We start from the raw sequence: 15708 nt of genomic DNA, 5'->3' as shown, positions 1-15708 counted from the left end.
AAGGAACGCCTCTGGCTTCAATGGCCGGATGGCGGAGTGGTGGAATCGCGAACTATCAAGCGGGGAACCAGGGTCTGCTTGTCCCCTGTCCCATCCGTGGAGGTGCCGTCCATCAACTGCATCAGACGCGTCATGGCCCGGTCGCCGAGCTCGGCGATGCTGACCTGCATGGTGGTCAGCGACGGGTGGACGAAACGCGCCAGTGGAATGTCATCGAAACCTGCCAGGGCAACATCGGCCGGCACACGGACACCAGCCTGCGTGAACGCATACAGGCAGCCCAGGGCCATCATGTCGTTGGCGGCGAACACGGCATCGGGCAGCGCTCCGGCTGCCAGCAACTCCTGACCGGCGCGATGGCCGGAAGCTTCGTCGAAATCACCGGGCAGCTCGATGCCCTCGGCGTCACTGCCAAACGCTACCAGCGCGTCACGGAAGCCGCGCAGGCGCTCGCGCGCGTCGAAGTTGAGGTCCGGGCCAGAAATGAAGGCAATGCGGCGGTGGCCGGCGTCCAGCAGGTGGCGGGTCATCGCCATCGCACCGGCGTGGTCGTCGATGCTGAGCACCGGATGGTCCTGCCCGGGCAGATAGGTGTTGATCAACACCGTCGGCAGCGACTGCGGCAGGTTGTCGGTCAGGAAGCCCGGGCTCTCGGCATAGGGCGAGAGCACCAGCAGGCCGTCGACGCGGCCGCGCATGGCACGCAGGGCGGCGCCCTGCTGTTCCTGGTCGCCGTGGTAGCTGGACACCAGCAGGTGCTGGCGGCGGTTGCGGGCCACGCCGTCGATGCCGCGCATCAGTTCGGAGAAGAATTCGCCGTACAGGTCAGGCAGCACCACGCCCACCGTATTGGTGCGGCGGCTGCTCAGGCTGCGAGCGGCGGCATGCGGGGTGTAACGCAGCCGTGCGGCCACCTCCAGCACAAGCTGGCGGACCGGTTCGGCGACATTTTCATGCCCGTTGAGCGCGCGGGAAACCGTGGCCACGGAGACCCGGGCTTCGCGTGCGACGTCTTTGATTGTGATAGCTGCCTTGTTCACGAAGCCGCCCTCCACGGCTTGGACCTACCAGCATTGGCGCGGAATGTAAGCGTTTCCATCTGGGCTTGTAAACAGTCCGTTAGGCGAATGTCCCGAAATGGACATGAAAACCTGTCCGTGGCCAGGCCCTTGCGGACCCGCCAGGACAGTGCGGGACAAGGGCTCAGCCCTGTTCTGACGGGGTATGTGCGCGGATGGACAGCGCGTGGATATCGGTGTCCATCATCGACCCCAGCGCGGCATAGACCGCGCGATGCCGGGCCAACGGAGCCAGTCCGGCGAAGCGTTCACTCACCACATGGACGTTGAAATGGCCGCGCCCGTCGCGCGCGCCGGCATGGCCAGCATGGCGATGGCTGTCATCCTCGATCTCGAGCACGCTGGGTGCCAGCGCCTGCTGCAGCGCATCACGGATCCGCTCGATCCGTTCCGCGTTCACGGCAGGACCTTGCGGAACGGGCGTACCTGCACGCGGGTGTAGACGCCGGCAGCCACGTACGGGTCGGCATCGGCCCAGGCCTGGGCCTGCGGCAACGACTCGAACTGCGCGATCACCACCGAGCCGCTGAAACCGGCCGGGCCCGGGTCTTCACTGTCCACCGCCGGGCACGGGCCGGCCAGCAGCAGGCGTCCCTCGTCGCGCAGCGCGTGCAGCCGCGCCAGGTGTTCCGGCCGCGCCTGCAGCCGCTGCGCCAGCACATCCTGGCCGTCATACCCTTCGATCACATACCACACCGGCATTTCCTCGCTTGCGTTGTCGGGTCCGCAGATTCTAGCCAATGCAGCCCCCGCCCCGGTCCGGCTGGACACTGGCGCGGCAAAGGCTTACCCTAGACTCCATTGCACGTGGCTGGATGCAGCGGCCCGTCGGTTTTTGCGGCCAACGCAGCCCCCGACGACCGTCCCGCTGCTTCAAACCGGACCACCCGGCCGGGCCACGTAGACGACCTCCCCGTAGTTCTGTCGCTGCCGTTTACCGCGGCGCGTCCCGCTGTTTGATATGTGTGGAATCGCGCCGATCCCGGCGTGTCTGGCGCCTTGGGGCTCCGTGGCGTTGGCCCGGCGAACCCGGTGCCGCGACTGGTCCGTTGCAATCCTGATCTCCATTAGATGACTTCCGAACTCGCGCTCGACGCGAACCCGCCAACCCGGCCGCCCGCCCCCCAGCAGCAGGAAATGCCGCTGGCCGTGGTGCATGGGCAACCGGTCCTGCAGATTCCGCAGGACCTGTACATCCCGCCGGACGCGCTGGAAGTCATCCTGGATGCCTTTGAAGGCCCGCTGGACCTGCTGCTGTACCTGATCCGCCGCCAGAACCTGGATGTACTGGACATTCCCGTTGCCGAGATCACCCGGCAGTACGTGGAGTACATCACCGTGATGCGCGAGCTGCGCTTCGAGCTGGCGGCCGAATACCTGGTGATGGCCGCGATCCTGGCCGAGGTGAAGTCGCGGATGCTGCTGCCGCGCCCGGTCAGCGAGGAAGGCGATGAAGCCGACCCGCGCGCCGAACTGGTGCGCCGGCTGCAGGAGTACGAACGCTTCAAGCAGGCCGCCGAGAACATCGACGCCCTGCCCCGCCAGGACCGCGATACCACCGTGGCACATGCCTTCATGCCCGAACGTGCCACGGTGAAGCTGCCGCCGCCGGTGGACCTGAAGGAAATGCTGCTGGCCCTGCACGACGTGCTCAAGCGTGCCGAGCTGTTCAGCGGCCACGCCATCAAGCGTGAGGCACTGAGCGTGCGGCAACGCATGGGCGAAGTGCTGGGACGCCTGGAAGATGGCAAGTTCTATCGTTTTGAAGGGCTGTTCACCGCCGAAGAAGGCAAGCTGGGCGTGCTGGTCACGTTCCTGGCGGTGCTGGAGCTGGCCAAGGAACAGCTGCTGGACATCGTCCAAGAAGAACCGCTGGCGCCGATCTACGTGAAGTCGCTGGCGGCCGGCAACACCAATGCCCCGCTGCAGTTCAGCAGCGAGTTCGACGACAACGACGACGACGCCAATGCAGACGAGTGAGCGCTGACTGCCGATGGATCAATCGCTGATCAACCGCATTGTCGAGGGTGCCCTGCTGGCTTCCAGCCAGCCGCTCACCCTGGCCCAGCTGAAGGACCTGTTCCCGGAAGAGGAACCGGCACCGCCGGGCAGCATCGAACGTGCGCTGGAACGCCTGCGCGAGGCCTGCGAAGGCCGCGGCGTGGAACTGGTCGAGGTCGCCTCCGGCTTCCGCTACCAGGTCACCGGCGAAGTGCATGGCTGGATCAGCCGGCTGTGGACCGAACGCAAGACCCGCTACACCCGTGCCACCCTGGAAACCCTGGCGCTGATCGCCTACCGGCAACCGATCACCCGCGGCGAAATCGAACAGGTGCGCGGCGTGGCGGTCAGCAGCAACATCATCCAGGCGCTGGAAGAACGCGAGTGGATCCGCGTGGTCGGCCACCGCGACGTGCCCGGCAAACCGGCGCTGTTCGGCACCACCAAGGGCTTCCTGGACTACTTCGGGCTGAAGCGGCTGGACGAACTGCCGCCGCTGTCGGAGCTGAAGGACCTGGGCGAGCTGGAACCGCAGCTTGCCCTGGACCGCGATGCGCCGGCCGTCGCCGGTGCCGAGGGTCCGGACATCTCGGCCGGCGCCGATGGCGCTGCCGCGAACGATGATGCCAGCCTGGCCGGCAGTGACACCCCCGATTCCGCCGATGCAGCCCCTGCGTCGGCCACCGATGAGCAAGCACCTTCGCCCCTCGATGATGGGCACCCCGATTCCGCGCCGGGCGAGCGCGCGGTGCCCCTGAACGAACGCGAAGACAACGCCGTCGCGATGACGACCGTGGCTGTTGACCAAGCCGATTCCGAACCAGAGGCCGACCTCGAAACCGTCGGCCGGAGCAAAACTGATGAGTGACACCCCCCGTAACAAGCTCTCGCTGAAGCGCGAAGCCACCTCCGAACAGTTCAAGCTGGAAGAACGCCTGCACAAGGTGCTCGCCCAGGCCGGCCTCGGCTCGCGCCGCGCGCTGGAACAGCGCATCGCCGAAGGCCTGGTCAAGGTCAACGGTGAAGTCGCGCAGACCGGCATGTCGGTCAAGAGCGGCGACAAGATCGAACTGGATGGCCGCGGCTTCGTCGCCACCGCCCTGGCCGAGCCGTCGCGCGTGCTGGTCTACAACAAGCCGGAAGGCGAAGTGACCACCCGCGATGATCCGGAAGGCCGCCCGACCGTGTTCGAGTCGCTGCCGCCGCTGAAGGGCGCGCGCTGGATCGCCATCGGCCGCCTGGACATCAACACCACCGGCCTGCTGCTGGCCACCACCGACGGTGAGCTGGCCAACGCCATGATGCACCCGTCGTTCGAGGTCGAGCGCGAGTACGTGGTGCGCGTGCGTGCGCCGGAAGGCGAGGAAAAGGTCTCTGACGCCATCGTCGACCGCCTCACCCGTGGCGTCGCGCTGGAAGACGGCCCGGCCAAGTTCGATGAGATCGAACGCATCGGCGGCACCGATTCGCACGACTGGTTCCGCGTCGTGGTGAAGGAAGGCCGCAACCGCGAAGTGCGCCGGCTGTGGGAGTCGCAGGGCTGCCAGGTCAGCCGCCTGAAGCGCACCCGCTATGGCAAGGTGAGCCTGCCGCGCGAACTGGCCCGTGGCCATTCGGTGGAACTGGGCACCACGCAGGTTGAAGCCCTGCGCGCCCAGCTGAAGCTGGAAGAAGGCGCACCGTCGGCACTGACGCTGCAGCCGGTGATCGGCCAGCGCCGCGCGGCCAAGACCACCGTGCGCGTGCGCGAAGGTGGCCGTGGCAACGCCTACGTCAACGGCCACAACACCGCCGACGAAGGCCGCGAGCTGCGTCGTTTCGACAACGTCCGCGAAGACCGCGGCCGTGGTCGCGGCGGCAAGGGTGGCGGCTTCAAGGGCGGCCTGACGGTCAGCGGTGAAGCGGCAGCCAAGCAGTCGCAGAAGCCGTTCAAGCAGCGCGCCCAGAAGAATGATCGTTCGCTGCCGGAAGGCAATCCGGCCGCGTTCCGCACCTGGTACGTGCCGGATGGCGTGAGCACCGGCCCGAGCGGCCATCGCAACGCCGGCCCGGGCGCACGCGGCCCCGGTGCCCGTGGTCCGGGTGCAGGCGGCCAGGGCCGTCCGTACGGCAAGCCGAAGGGCCCGGGCGCAGGCGCCGGTGGCGGCCAGGGCCGTGGCGGCTTTGGTGGTGAAGGCCGTGGCGGCGCAGGCGGCCAGGGTCGTCCGGCCGGTGCGGGCAACCGCTCGCAGGGCCAGGGCAACAAGCACCCGTACGGTCATCCGGGCAACGCGCCGAGCTTCCCGTCCGACCACGCCACGCCGGGCTTCAACCCGTATGGCAGCCCGAAGCCTGCACAGGGCGCCCGTCCGGGCGGTCGCGGTCCGGGCGGTGGCAACCACCGTGGCCCGGGTGGTAACCGTGGCCCCGGTGGTCCGGGTGGCAACCGAGGCCCGGGCGGCCCCGGTGGCAACCGCGGTCCCGGCGGCCCGCGCCGCAGCGGCCCGCGCGGCGGCTGATCGGCAGCCACGTTGAAATGCAGAACCCCGGCTCCGGCCGGGGTTTTTCTTTGAAAAGGGGACGGAGGGGATTAAGTCGTTTTCGCCACGCTGTGCGTCGAAGGGCGAAAGCGACTTAATCCCCTCCGTCCCCTTTTGCGTGGCGCTGGAAAGCGGCGGGCGTGGTCCCGGTCATGCTGCGGAAAAAGGCGATGAACGGACTCTCGGCGGAAAAACCAGTGTCCTGCGCAACGTGCCCGATGCGATGGCCAAGCAGCAGCAGCTCCATGGCGCGCATCAGGCGCCATTGCTGGCGCCAGGCCTGGTAGCCCATGCCGGTGTCGCGTTGCATCAACCGGCCGACCGTGCGCACGCTCAGGCCCGCACGCGCAGCGAGCTCACCCAGTTCAGGCGGCAACTGCTCGGCCAGCGGCAGGCAGCGCGCGATGCGTGGATCGCGTGGCAGCGGCAGGTCCATCGGCGCCACCGGTGCGGCGGCGATCTCCAGCACGCACAACGCCAATTGATGGTGCGCGCGCGGCGCCCGCCAGTCACGGTCGAACGGCGCCTGCGCGATCGGTTCCAGCAATGCCTGCAGCAGGGGACCGACGCCGATGATCGCCGGCTGCTGCGGCAGCCGTGCCGACAACGTGGCATCGAAATACAGCGAGCGGTAGTCCACGGCCTGGCGCATCTGTGCGCGATGGCGCAGGCCGCCGGGAATCCATGCCGCGCGCGAGGGCGGCAGCAGGCTGATGCGGTCGCCGAAGGTCAGCCGCGTGCAGCCCTGCCGGGTGTACAGCAACTGCGCGCGCGCGTGCTGGTGCCAACCCGAATCATGATCGGCCAGCGACGACGCGATGCCCAGCACCGGTGCGCTCCAGGCATCCGCATCGAAGTGCGCATCCGGTTGCAGCCACGCCATGTCCGATTTCATCTATTTGCTGGCCGGACCGACAGAGTGCGCCACTACGCCGGCCACCACAATACGCGGCCCTGTTTGCGGAGCACCCGCATGTCGCGTCGCCTGTTGTTGCTCACCATCGCGCTGCTGATGTTCCCCCAGTTGGCGCAGACCCTGTACAGCCCGGCCCTGGCCGACCTCGCCGGGCGCTTCGCACTGCCCCCCGGCGCCGCCAGCCAGGCCATGAGCCTGTACCTGTTCGGTTTTGCTGCCGGTGTCCTGCTATGGGGACGGCTGGCCGACCATGTCGGTCGTCGCCCTGCCCTGCTCTGCGGCCTGGCCGTGTTCGTACTGGCCGCCTGCGGCGGCCTGCTGGCCAGCACGTTCGGCCAGGTCCTGCTGGCGCAGGCACTGGCCGCACTGGGTGCGGCGGCGGCCTCGGTGGTAACCCAGACCGTACTGCGCGACCACCTGAAGGGTCCGGCGTTGGCGCAGGCGTTCTCGTGGATCGGCGTGGCGCTGGCCTTGAGCCCGGCGATCGGGCTGGCACTGGGTGTGCTGCTGGTGGACAGCCATGGCTATGCCGGCGTGCAGGCCGGCCTGCTGCTGATGGTCAGCCTGCTGATGCTCGGATGCGCAACGGGCCTGCGCGAGAGCCGCCCTGCGAAAGTCGCGCACACCCCCATGCTTCCACTGTTGTGGCAACTGCTGCGTGATCGCTGGATCTGGTCACAGGCGCTGCTGGTGATGGCGTTCAACGTGGCGATGTACAGCTGGTACGCGCTGGGCCCGTTCGTATTCGAACGCCTGCACTGGCCGCTGGCCTGGTTCGGTGCCAGCGGCGCGCTGCTGGCGCTCGGCTCGGCGCTGGGTGCATGGGGCAATGCTCGCCTGCTGCGCGCAGGCGTTACCTCCGCCACGCGCATCCGGCTCGCCGCAGGGCTGGTGCTGGCCGGTGGGCTGTTGGCTGCCTTGCTGCACAATCAGCCGGCACTGGTCGCGGCGATGGTACCGGTGGTGGCCGGGTTCGGCCTGGCCATTCCCAATGTGCTGGGCCAGGCCCTGCGCGGATACCCGCACTGCCTGGGCAGCGCGGGCGCCCTGTTCGGCCTGCTCTACTACCTGTTGATCGGCGTGGCGATGGCCGTGGTCGGTGCACTGCAACTGCTGGCACCGACACTCATCGTGTGCGGCCTGCTTGCCCTGTGGCTGCAGCGGCCGGCACGGCTCAGCGCCGGCTGATGGTAAAGGCGGCGCCGTCCACGCCCAGATCCCAGCCCTTGCCGGTGCCGGACAGGGCCAGCGAGATGTCGCCCTTGGTCATCACCTGCGCGTTGCTGGACTTCACGGCACCCGCATGCGCGCCAACCGAGGCGTAGGTGCCCAGCAGCTCGTCGACGCTGACGGCGCCGGTGAAGCTGCCACGGCCATTGGTGATCTTCGACTTGCCCACGGTCAGGCCGCCGCCCTTCACTTCGATACGCACCGGCAGGCTGGTGCCGTTGCTGCAGCTGACCGTGCCGTTGCCGGAAGCGGTCTTGTAGATCAGTGACCAGCCGGACAGGTTGTAGCGCAGCTGGCAATCGAGGTTGCCGGCGGCGTGCGCGGCCGGGGCCAGCGTGGCAGCGGACAGGGCCAGCAGCAGGGCGAAGGGCTTGTTCATGGCAGGACTTCCAGTTCGGTCGGACTGCCGGCGAATCTAGCAGCGCGCGCGTGCACGTTGGATGCAGGCGCGCGCGCTGCGTGGCAGGCATTCAGCCGCCGTCGTGCTGTTTCAGGCCTGCTCGTCCAGATGGAAGGCATCAGCATCGAGCATCGCCGGGAAACGCGCGCGATGTGCAGCCAGTGCTTCGGCCGAAATGGTGGTGGTCACCACCTGTTCGCGTTCGCGGATCTCCACCTGCGGCTGGCCGAGGAAGTCGATCACCGCGCTGTCGCCGGCGTAGTGCAGCTGGTTGCCGTCCACGCCGACGCGGTTCACCGCCGCCACGAAGCACAGGTTCTCGATCGCCCGCGCACGCAGCAGGGTCTTCCATGCATAGGCGCGCGCCGACGGCCAGTTGGCGACGAAGATCTGCAGGTCGAAATCCAGCTGCTGCGGGCGTTCGACGTTGTAGCGGTTGCGGCAGAACACCGGGAAGCGCAGGTCGTAGCAGACCTGCGGATTGATCCGCCAGCCCTTCCATTCCACGCTCAGGCGCTCACGGCCGGCGGCATAGCGCTCGTGCTCACCGCCGTAACGGAACAGGTGGCGCTTGTCGTAGTACTGCAGGCCGCCCTCTGGCGTTGCGAACAGCAGGCGGTTATAGACGCCGTTGCCCTCGCGCAGCTGCACGCTGCCGATCACCGCCGCGTTCAGGGCCTGGGCCTGTTCGCGCACCCAGGCCACGGTCGGGCCGTCCATGCCTTCGGCCTGGGCAATGGCCTCGTTGGAGAAGCCACTGGTGAAGGTCTCCGGCAGGATCACCAGGTCGGTGGTGCCGGCCAGCGGTGCCAGCAGCGCGCCGTAGTAGGCGCGGTTGCCGGCCGGGTCATGCCAGCGGGTGTCGCCCTGGACGAGGGAAATGCGCAGGTCCTGCATGTCCGTGTCTCCGCTCACAGCAGGCGCAGGCGTTCGATCGCCGCGTCCATGGTCGCTTCGTTCTTGGCAAAGCACAGGCGCACCAGGCGCTGGCCGGCCGGCGGAGTCTCATAGAACGGCGACAGCGGAATGGCGGTGACGCCCTTCTCGATGGTCAGCCACTTCACGAACTCATGGTCCGGCAGGTCGCTGATCGCCGAATAGTCGACCAGCTGGAAGTAGCCACCCGGGACCGGCAGCGCTTTCAGGCGGGTGCCGGCCAGCTGCTCACGGAAGCGGTCGCGCTTGGCCTGGTAGAACGCGCCCAGTTCCAGGTGGTGTTCGGGTTCGTCGCGGATCATCGCGGCGAAGCCATGCTGCGCCGGGCCGAAGCTGGTGAAGGTGTTGTACTGGTGCACCTTGCGGAACTCGGCGGTCAGCGCCGGCGGGGCGATCGCATAGCCGATCTTCCAGCCGGTGCAGTGGTAGGTCTTGCCGAAGCTGGAGATGACGAACGCGCGCTCGCGCAGTTCCGGGTAGCGCAGCGCCGATTCATGGCGGCGGCCGTCGTAGATGATGTGTTCGTACACCTCATCGGAGATCAGGTAGATCTGCGTGCCGCGCAGCAGTTCGGCCAGCGCCTGCATGTCCTGCGCCGACAGCATCGCACCGGACGGATTGTGCGGGGTGTTGACGATCAGCATGCGGGTGCGCGGGGTGATCGCTGCGCGCACGCGGTCCCAATCGACCGCGAACGTCTGCGGATCGAGCGACACATGTACGGCCCTGGCTCCGGCCAGGTCGATCGCCGGTTCGTAGCAGTCATACGCCGGGTCCAGCACGATCACTTCCTCGCCGGCACGCACCACGGCGTGGATGGCGTTGAAGATGGCCTCGGTGCCACCGCTGGTGACGGTGATCTCGCTGTCCGCATCGACCTGCGCGCCGTAGCAGTCCAGCACCTTCTGTGCGATGGCCTGGCGCAGCGGCGCCACGCCGGTCATCGGCGGGTACTGGTTCAGCCCGGCGGCCATCGCCCTGGCGGTCTCGTCGATCAGGCGCTGCGGCGCCGAAAAGTCCGGGAAACCCTGGCCCAGGTTGACCGCGCCGTGTTCGGCGGCGAGCTGGGACATCACGGTGAAGATCGTGGTACCGACCTTGGGCAGCTTGGTGGTGGGTTGCATCGGCCTGGGCTGTGGGGGAACAGACCTGCGAGTTTACGCAATCCGCGCGTCGGTAGTGCCGGCCGCCGGCCGGCAACCTCGGCTGGCAGATGGCGAAATTGCCGGCCAGCGGCCGGCACTGCCATCGGCATTCACCGCTACAATTGCCGCCGCACTCCGGCATGAAGACCTTTGCCCCTTGAACACCCCTGCATTGCTGGCTGCCAGCGGCCTGAGCTTCTCCCGCAATGACGAGCCGGTGTTCGGCCCGCTGGACTTCCATGTGGACGCCGGCGAAGCCCTGCTGGTGCAGGGCGGCAATGGCGCCGGCAAGACCACCCTGCTGCGCGTGCTGGCCGGCCTGGCCCGGCCCGGTGCCGGCCAGGTGCGGATCGACGGCAAGCCGGCCAGCAATGCCGAGCGCGCGCGCTATGTCGCCTACCTCAGCCACCTGCCAGCGCTGAAACCGGACCTCGGCACGCTGGAAAACCTGCATTTCCTGTGCGGCCTGCACGGACGGCGTGCGCGGCAGATGCCTGGCAACGCGCTGGCCATCGTCGGCCTGGCCGGTTATGAGGACACCCTGGTACGGCATCTGTCGGCCGGACAGAAGCGGCGGCTGGCACTGGCGCGCATCTGGCTGTCGCCGGCACCGTTGTGGCTGCTGGACGAACCCTATGCCAACCTCGACCTGGAGGGCATCACCCTGGTCAACCGGATGATCTCGGCGCACCTGCGCGCCGGCGGCGCTGCGCTGGTCACCACCCACGGTGCCTATGCCGCACCGCCGGTGCGCACCCGCCAGCTCGACCTCGGCGGTGCCGCGTGATCGCGCCGGGCACCGAACCGGGCCTGTGGCAGACCGCAGGCGCCCTGCTCAAGCGCGACCTGCGCCTGCTCTGGCGCCGCCGCGGCGATGCGCTGCAACCGCTGCTGTTCGCGGTGCTGGTAGTGGTGCTGTTCGCCCTGGCCCAGGGCCGCGAACCACAGCTGTTGGCCGCCACCGCCGGTGCAGTGCTGTGGCTGGCCGTGCTGCTGGCCGGACAGCTGTCGCTGGATTCGCTGTTCCGTTCCGACGCCGAGGATGGCTCGCTGGAACAATGGCTGCTGGCGCCGGTGCCGCTGGCCTGGCTGGTGCTGGTGCGCGTGCTGCTGCATTGGGCCACCACTGCGCTGCCGCTGATCGTGGTCAGCCCGCTGCTGGCCGAAATGCTGCATCTGCCGCATGACCAGCTGCCGATGTTGCTGGCATCGTTGCTGCTGGGCACGCCGTTGCTGAGCCTGATCGGTGGCGTGGTCGCCGCGCTGACCGTAGGCATCCGACGCTCTGGTATTCTCGTGGCGCTGCTGTCGTTGCCGCTGTACGTGCCGGTGCTGGTGTTCGGCGCAGGCAGCCTGGCGGCAGCCGGACGCGGACAGGATCCGGTCGGTGCGCTGCTGATGCTGGGCGCCGGCCTGCTGGTCGCGCTGGTGCTGGCGCCGCTGGCCACTGCCGCTGCAATACGTATTTCTCTGAGTTGACCGAGCTGAGAGCCAATCCACCCCTGCTGGATAGCCGCCACGCATGAATCCGATTGTCCGCTGGTTCCACCAACTCGGTTCGCCCCCCACGTTCGACCGTTTCGCTGCCCGCTGGTCGCGGGTGTTCTACCTCGCGGCGGTGCCGGTGCTGCTGGTCGGCATGTGGCAGGCGCTGCTGGTGGTGCCACCGGAAGCCAAGCAGCTGGACAGCTTCCGCATCCTCTACATCCACGTGCCCAGTGCCTGGATGAGCCTGTTCGTCTTCGCGCTGATGGCGCTGTATGCGGCCATCGCACTGGTCTGGCGGATCAAGGTCTGCGAGATCCTGGCCATGGCCTGCGCGCCGATGGGCGCCGGCTTCACCCTGATCACCCTGTTGACCGGCAGCATCTGGGGCAAGGGCACCTGGGGCACCTGGTGGGACTGGGACCCGCGCATGACCAGCGAACTGGTACTGCTGTTCCTGTACCTGGGCGTGATCGGCCTGTACCACGCCATCGAGGACCGCCGCAGCGCCGCGCGCGCCGCTGGCCTGCTGGCCATTGTCGGTGTCAGCCTGCTGCCGGTGATCCGCTACTCGGTGGACTGGTGGGGCGGCCTGCACCAGCGCCAGTCGATCAACGTATTCGGTGAATCGGCGATCAGCAGCGCGATGATCGCGCCGCTGTGGTGGATGGTGATCGGCACCAAGTTCTGGTTCGCCGGTTCGGTGCTGGCCAAGGCCCGCGCCGACAATCTCGACCGCGAGGCCGGCAAGGCCTGGGTCGGCGGCCGCGTCGATGCCGGACGCCCGGCCCGGGAGGCCCAGCCATGACCCACCTGCCCTATGTGATCGGTGCCTACGCGGTGTTCGTGCTGGTGCTCGGCGCCGATGCCATCGGTTCGTGGCTGCGCCTGCGCGTGGCGCGCCGGCTGGCACTGGCCCGCCAGCAGCGCCAGCAGACCCGCGCCGGCAGGCAAGACGCAGCGGCGCCGTTGTCGACGGAGCTGGAACGATGACCCCGGTACAGCGCCGCCGCCTGGTGTGGGTGCTGCTGGCCCTGCTCGCCTCCGGCCTGGCCACCGCACTGGTGGCGATGGCACTGGAGCGCAACATCGCCTACCTGTACACGCCCTCGGAAGTGCTGCGCGGCGATGTCGATGCACAGTCGCGCTTCCGCCTCGGTGGCATGGTGGTGAAAGGTTCCTTCAACCGACCGGTCGGCTCGCTGGAGGCGCGCTTCGAGGTGACCGACGGCGACGCGCAGCTGGCGGTGACCACGTCGCGGATCCTGCCGGACATGTTCGCCGAAGGCACGGCGGTGGTCGCCAGCGGCCGCCTGCAGGACGGCACCTTCGTCGCCGACGAGGTGCTGGCCAAGCACGATGAGAAGTACGTGCCGAAGGAAGTGGCCGACAAGATGGGCGACGCCCATCGCAAGCACGACGTGCCGATGACGGCACCCGAGGTGCGCTGAGTGCTGCCCGAACTGGGTCAGATCCTGCTGCTGTGCGCGTTGCTGGCCTCGCTGCTGCAGGCCGGCCTGCCGCTGGTCGGTGCGCAGCGCAACAATACGGCGTGGATGGCGGTGGCACGACCTGCCGCGTTCGCGCAGCTGCTGCTGGTCGCCGGCGCGTTCGCGGTACTGACCGCCGCGTTCGTGCAGCAGGACTTCTCGGTGCGCTACGTGGCCGAGAACTCCAATACGCTGCTGCCGATGGTCTACCGCTACTCGGCGGTCTGGGGCGCGCACGAGGGCTCGCTGCTGATGTGGGCGCTGGTGCTGGCGCTGTGGACCGGCGCGGTGGCGCTGTTCTCGCGGCACTTGCCGGCACCGGTGCAGGCGCGCGTGCTGGCGGTGATGGGCGTGGTCAGCGTCGGCTTCCTCGCCTTCCTGATCTTCACCTCCAACCCGTTCCTGCGCCTGAACCCGGCACCGCTGGAAGGCCGCGACCTCAATCCGCTGCTGCAGGACCCGGGGCTGATCATCCATCCGCCCATGCTGTACCTGGGCTATGTCGGCTTCGCGGTGCCGTTCGCCTTCGCGGTTGCCGCACTGCTGGAAGGCCGCGTGGACGCACGCTGGCTGCGCTGGACGCGGCCATGGACCAACGTCGCCTGGGGCTTTTTGACCCTGGGCATCGCGCTGGGCAGCTGGTGGGCCTATTACGAGCTGGGCTGGGGCGGCTGGTGGTTCTGGGACCCGGTGGAGAACGCCAGCTTCATGCCGTGGCTGGTCGGTGCGGCATTGATCCATTCGCAGGCCGTCACTGAAAAGCGCGGCACCTTCGGCAGCTGGACCCTGCTGCTGGCGATCGCCGCCTTCGCGCTGTCGCTGCTGGGCACGTTCCTGGTGCGCTCCGGCGTGCTGACCAGCGTGCATTCGTTCGCCGCCGATCCCTCGCGCGGCTTGTTCATCCTGGTGTTCCTGTCGGTGCTGGTCGGTGGCAGCCTGCTGCTGTACGCGCTGCGTGCCAGCCAGCTGAGCGTGGACGCCGAGGACCCACGCCGTGGCTTCACCGCCACCTCGCGCGAGACCCTGCTGCTGGCCAACAACCTGCTGCTGGCCACCGCCTGCGCGATGGTACTGCTCGGCACGCTGTACCCGCTGCTGGCCGATGCGCTGTCGCTGGGCAAGATCTCGGTCGGCCCGCCCTACTTCGGCAGCCTGTTCCTGCTGCTGATGGCGCCGATGATCCTGCTGCTGCCGTTCGGCCCGCTGGTGAAATGGCAGCGTGACCAGCCCTCGCGCGCCTTCGCGCTGCTGGCACCGTGGCTGGGCCTGGCGCTGCTGCTGGGCGCGCTGGCCTGGTGGCAGGCGCCGCAGAACGGCTGGAAGGCCGGCATCGGCGTGGCCGCTGCGGCCTGGGTCGCGCTCGGCACCGCACGCTTCGTCTGGCAGCGCCTGCGCGGCAATGGCCGCTTCACCGCCGAAATGCTCGGCATGATCGTCGCCCACGCCGGCATTGCCGTGTTCCTGGCCGGCGCGCTGCTGGTGGAGGCGCTGAACGTGCAGCGCGAAGTGGCGCTGGCACCAGGCCAGCAGCTGGTGGTCGGTCGCCACGAAGTGCGCTTCGAAGGCGTGGACCATCGCGAAGGCCCCAACTTCATCGCCGACCGCGGCCACCTGCGCGTGTTCCGCGACGGCCGCGAGCTGGCCCTGCTGCACCCGGAGAAGCGCCAGTACGCCAGCGGCGGCCAGGTGATGACCGAGGCCGGCATCGATGCACGCTTCAATGGTGACGTCTACGTGGCATTGGGCGAGCCGCTGGGCAACAATGCATGGGCGGTCCGGGTGCACATCAAGCCGTACGTGCGCTGGATCTGGCTGGGCGCGCTGTTGATGGCCCTGGGCGGATTCATCTCCGCCGCCGATCGCCGTTTCCGTCGTCCGTAGGAGTTCCCATGTCCGAGTCCCCCACCCCGCGTCCCTCCCGCCCGCTGCCGCCGGTAGCCATCGTGATCGGCGTGCTGTTCTTCTTCGGCCTGCTCGGGCTGATGATCTACGGGGTGATGAAATCAGGCGATCCGCAGCGCGACGTACTGCCGTCGGCACTGATCGACAAACCGGCGCCGGCATTCGCGCTGCCGGTGCTGCACGACCCGGAAATGATCGTGCACAGCGACGACCTGCGCGGCGCGCCCTACCTGCTGAACGTGTGGGGCAGCTGGTGCGCGGCCTGCCGCGAAGAACACCCGGTGCTGACCCGTTTCGCGGAAAGCAAGCGCGTGCGCGTGATCGGCTACAACTGGAAGGATGACCCAACCGACGCGCTGCACTGGCTGGAACAGCTGGGCAACCCGTTCATGGTCGTGCTCAGCGACGTCGAGGGCCGCACCGCGATCGACTGGGGCGTGACCGCCGCACCGGAAACCTTCCTGGTTGATGGCAGTGGCATCGTGCGCTGGAAGTACAGTGGAGCGATGACCCAGCGCGTGGTCGACGAGAAGCTGATCCCGGCACTGCAGAAGATCGAGAGAGCGCAGGGCAGTGCCGGCAACACCCTGCATACGGCGCCCTGA

18 protein-coding genes are annotated in these 15708 nt (G+C 68.3%); 11 read left to right on the top strand and 7 right to left on the bottom strand.

Annotation, left to right across the window (positions count from 1 at the left end; genetic code table 11):
- Positions 1–17 precede the first annotated feature (17 nt).
- The 3 genes from AC5P53_RS06715 to AC5P53_RS06705 form a co-directional block, all read right to left on the bottom strand.
- The gene (locus AC5P53_RS06715; RefSeq protein WP_049442422.1) at positions 18–1055 is read right to left on the bottom strand and encodes a LacI family DNA-binding transcriptional regulator; all 1038 of its coding nucleotides are present in this window, start codon (positions 1053–1055) and stop codon (positions 18–20) included.
- A gap of 148 nt (positions 1056–1203) precedes the next feature.
- The gene (locus AC5P53_RS06710; RefSeq protein ID WP_014647753.1) at positions 1204–1479 is read right to left on the bottom strand and encodes a BolA family protein; all 276 of its coding nucleotides are present in this window, start codon (positions 1477–1479) and stop codon (positions 1204–1206) included.
- The gene (locus AC5P53_RS06705; protein ID WP_014037825.1) at positions 1476–1775 is read right to left on the bottom strand and encodes a YciI family protein; all 300 of its coding nucleotides are present in this window, start codon (positions 1773–1775) and stop codon (positions 1476–1478) included. Before AC5P53_RS06705 ends, AC5P53_RS06710 begins: the two co-directional genes overlap by 4 nt.
- Positions 1776–2150: 375 nt before the next feature.
- Here AC5P53_RS06705 and AC5P53_RS06700 point away from each other — a divergent pair, with 375 nt between their 5' ends.
- From AC5P53_RS06700 to AC5P53_RS06690, 3 genes are read left to right on the top strand one after another with little or no spacing between them, the layout of a single operon-like run.
- Positions 2151–3059: a segregation and condensation protein A gene (locus tag AC5P53_RS06700; RefSeq protein WP_014647754.1), complete on the top strand. Its 909-nt coding sequence runs from the start codon at positions 2151–2153 to the stop codon at positions 3057–3059.
- Between the two features lie 13 nt (positions 3060–3072).
- Complete coding sequence (scpB, locus tag AC5P53_RS06695) at positions 3073–3948, top strand: SMC-Scp complex subunit ScpB (RefSeq protein WP_014647755.1); 876 nt, start codon at positions 3073–3075, stop codon at positions 3946–3948.
- Complete coding sequence (locus AC5P53_RS06690) at positions 3941–5578, top strand: pseudouridine synthase (RefSeq protein WP_126411172.1); 1638 nt, start codon at positions 3941–3943, stop codon at positions 5576–5578. The genes scpB and AC5P53_RS06690 overlap by 8 nt, the downstream gene beginning before the upstream one ends.
- Before the next feature lie 115 nt (positions 5579–5693).
- Here AC5P53_RS06690 and AC5P53_RS06685 read toward each other — a convergent pair whose 3' ends face one another.
- Positions 5694–6482 carry an AraC family transcriptional regulator gene (locus AC5P53_RS06685; RefSeq protein WP_241887532.1) on the bottom strand — a complete coding sequence of 263 codons (789 nt, stop codon included), beginning with the start codon at positions 6480–6482 and terminating at the stop codon, positions 5694–5696.
- Between the two features lie 90 nt (positions 6483–6572).
- Between AC5P53_RS06685 and AC5P53_RS06680 the strand changes: the two genes are divergently transcribed.
- Positions 6573–7703, top strand: coding sequence for an MFS transporter (locus AC5P53_RS06680; RefSeq protein WP_241887530.1), 1131 nt, complete (start codon positions 6573–6575; stop codon positions 7701–7703).
- On the opposite strand, the gene AC5P53_RS06675 is transcribed toward AC5P53_RS06680, so the two are convergent.
- From AC5P53_RS06675 to AC5P53_RS06665, 3 genes are all read right to left on the bottom strand, one after another.
- Positions 7690–8124: a hypothetical protein gene (locus AC5P53_RS06675; RefSeq protein ID WP_241887528.1), complete on the bottom strand. Its 435-nt coding sequence runs from the start codon at positions 8122–8124 to the stop codon at positions 7690–7692. The two genes, AC5P53_RS06680 and AC5P53_RS06675, sit on opposite strands and share 14 nt — an antisense overlap.
- A gap of 111 nt (positions 8125–8235) precedes the next feature.
- Positions 8236–9042 (bottom strand): amidohydrolase, encoded by an 807-nt coding sequence (locus AC5P53_RS06670; protein ID WP_241887527.1) that lies wholly within the window; start codon positions 9040–9042, stop codon positions 8236–8238.
- A gap of 14 nt (positions 9043–9056) precedes the next feature.
- On the bottom strand, positions 9057–10205 hold the full coding sequence (locus tag AC5P53_RS06665) for a pyridoxal phosphate-dependent aminotransferase (RefSeq protein WP_032960092.1): 1149 nt from the start codon (positions 10203–10205) through the stop codon (positions 9057–9059).
- Here AC5P53_RS06665 and ccmA point away from each other — a divergent pair.
- From ccmA to AC5P53_RS06630, 7 genes are read left to right on the top strand one after another with little or no spacing between them, the layout of a single operon-like run.
- A complete protein-coding gene (gene ccmA, locus AC5P53_RS06660) occupies positions 10159–11013 on the top strand; it encodes a heme ABC exporter ATP-binding protein CcmA (RefSeq protein ID WP_495202394.1) in 855 nt (284 codons plus the stop codon). The two genes, AC5P53_RS06665 and ccmA, sit on opposite strands and share 47 nt — an antisense overlap.
- Entirely contained in the window at positions 11010–11705 is a 696-nt protein-coding gene (gene ccmB / locus AC5P53_RS06655) for a heme exporter protein CcmB (protein ID WP_006456616.1), read from the top strand. Before ccmA ends, ccmB begins: the two co-directional genes overlap by 4 nt.
- A 43-nt stretch (positions 11706–11748) precedes the next feature.
- Positions 11749–12519, top strand: coding sequence for a heme ABC transporter permease CcmC (ccmC, locus tag AC5P53_RS06650; protein ID WP_032960090.1), 771 nt, complete (start codon positions 11749–11751; stop codon positions 12517–12519).
- On the top strand, positions 12516–12704 hold the full coding sequence (ccmD, locus tag AC5P53_RS06645; RefSeq protein ID WP_005410342.1) for a heme exporter protein CcmD: 189 nt from the start codon (positions 12516–12518) through the stop codon (positions 12702–12704). Before ccmC ends, ccmD begins: the two co-directional genes overlap by 4 nt.
- Positions 12701–13162, top strand: a complete 462-nt coding sequence (ccmE, locus tag AC5P53_RS06640) for a cytochrome c maturation protein CcmE (protein ID WP_075076334.1) — start codon at positions 12701–12703, stop codon at positions 13160–13162. The genes ccmD and ccmE overlap by 4 nt, the downstream gene beginning before the upstream one ends.
- A complete protein-coding gene (locus tag AC5P53_RS06635) occupies positions 13163–15082 on the top strand; it encodes a heme lyase CcmF/NrfE family subunit (protein WP_241887525.1) in 1920 nt (639 codons plus the stop codon).
- 8 nt (positions 15083–15090) lie between these two features.
- Positions 15091–15708, top strand: coding sequence for a DsbE family thiol:disulfide interchange protein (locus AC5P53_RS06630; protein WP_134809103.1), 618 nt, complete (start codon positions 15091–15093; stop codon positions 15706–15708).

The sequence above is a fragment of the Stenotrophomonas sp. YJH_SMC_82 genome (assembly GCF_059368875.1).
This window is presented reverse-complemented; position numbering and strand designations above follow the sequence as displayed.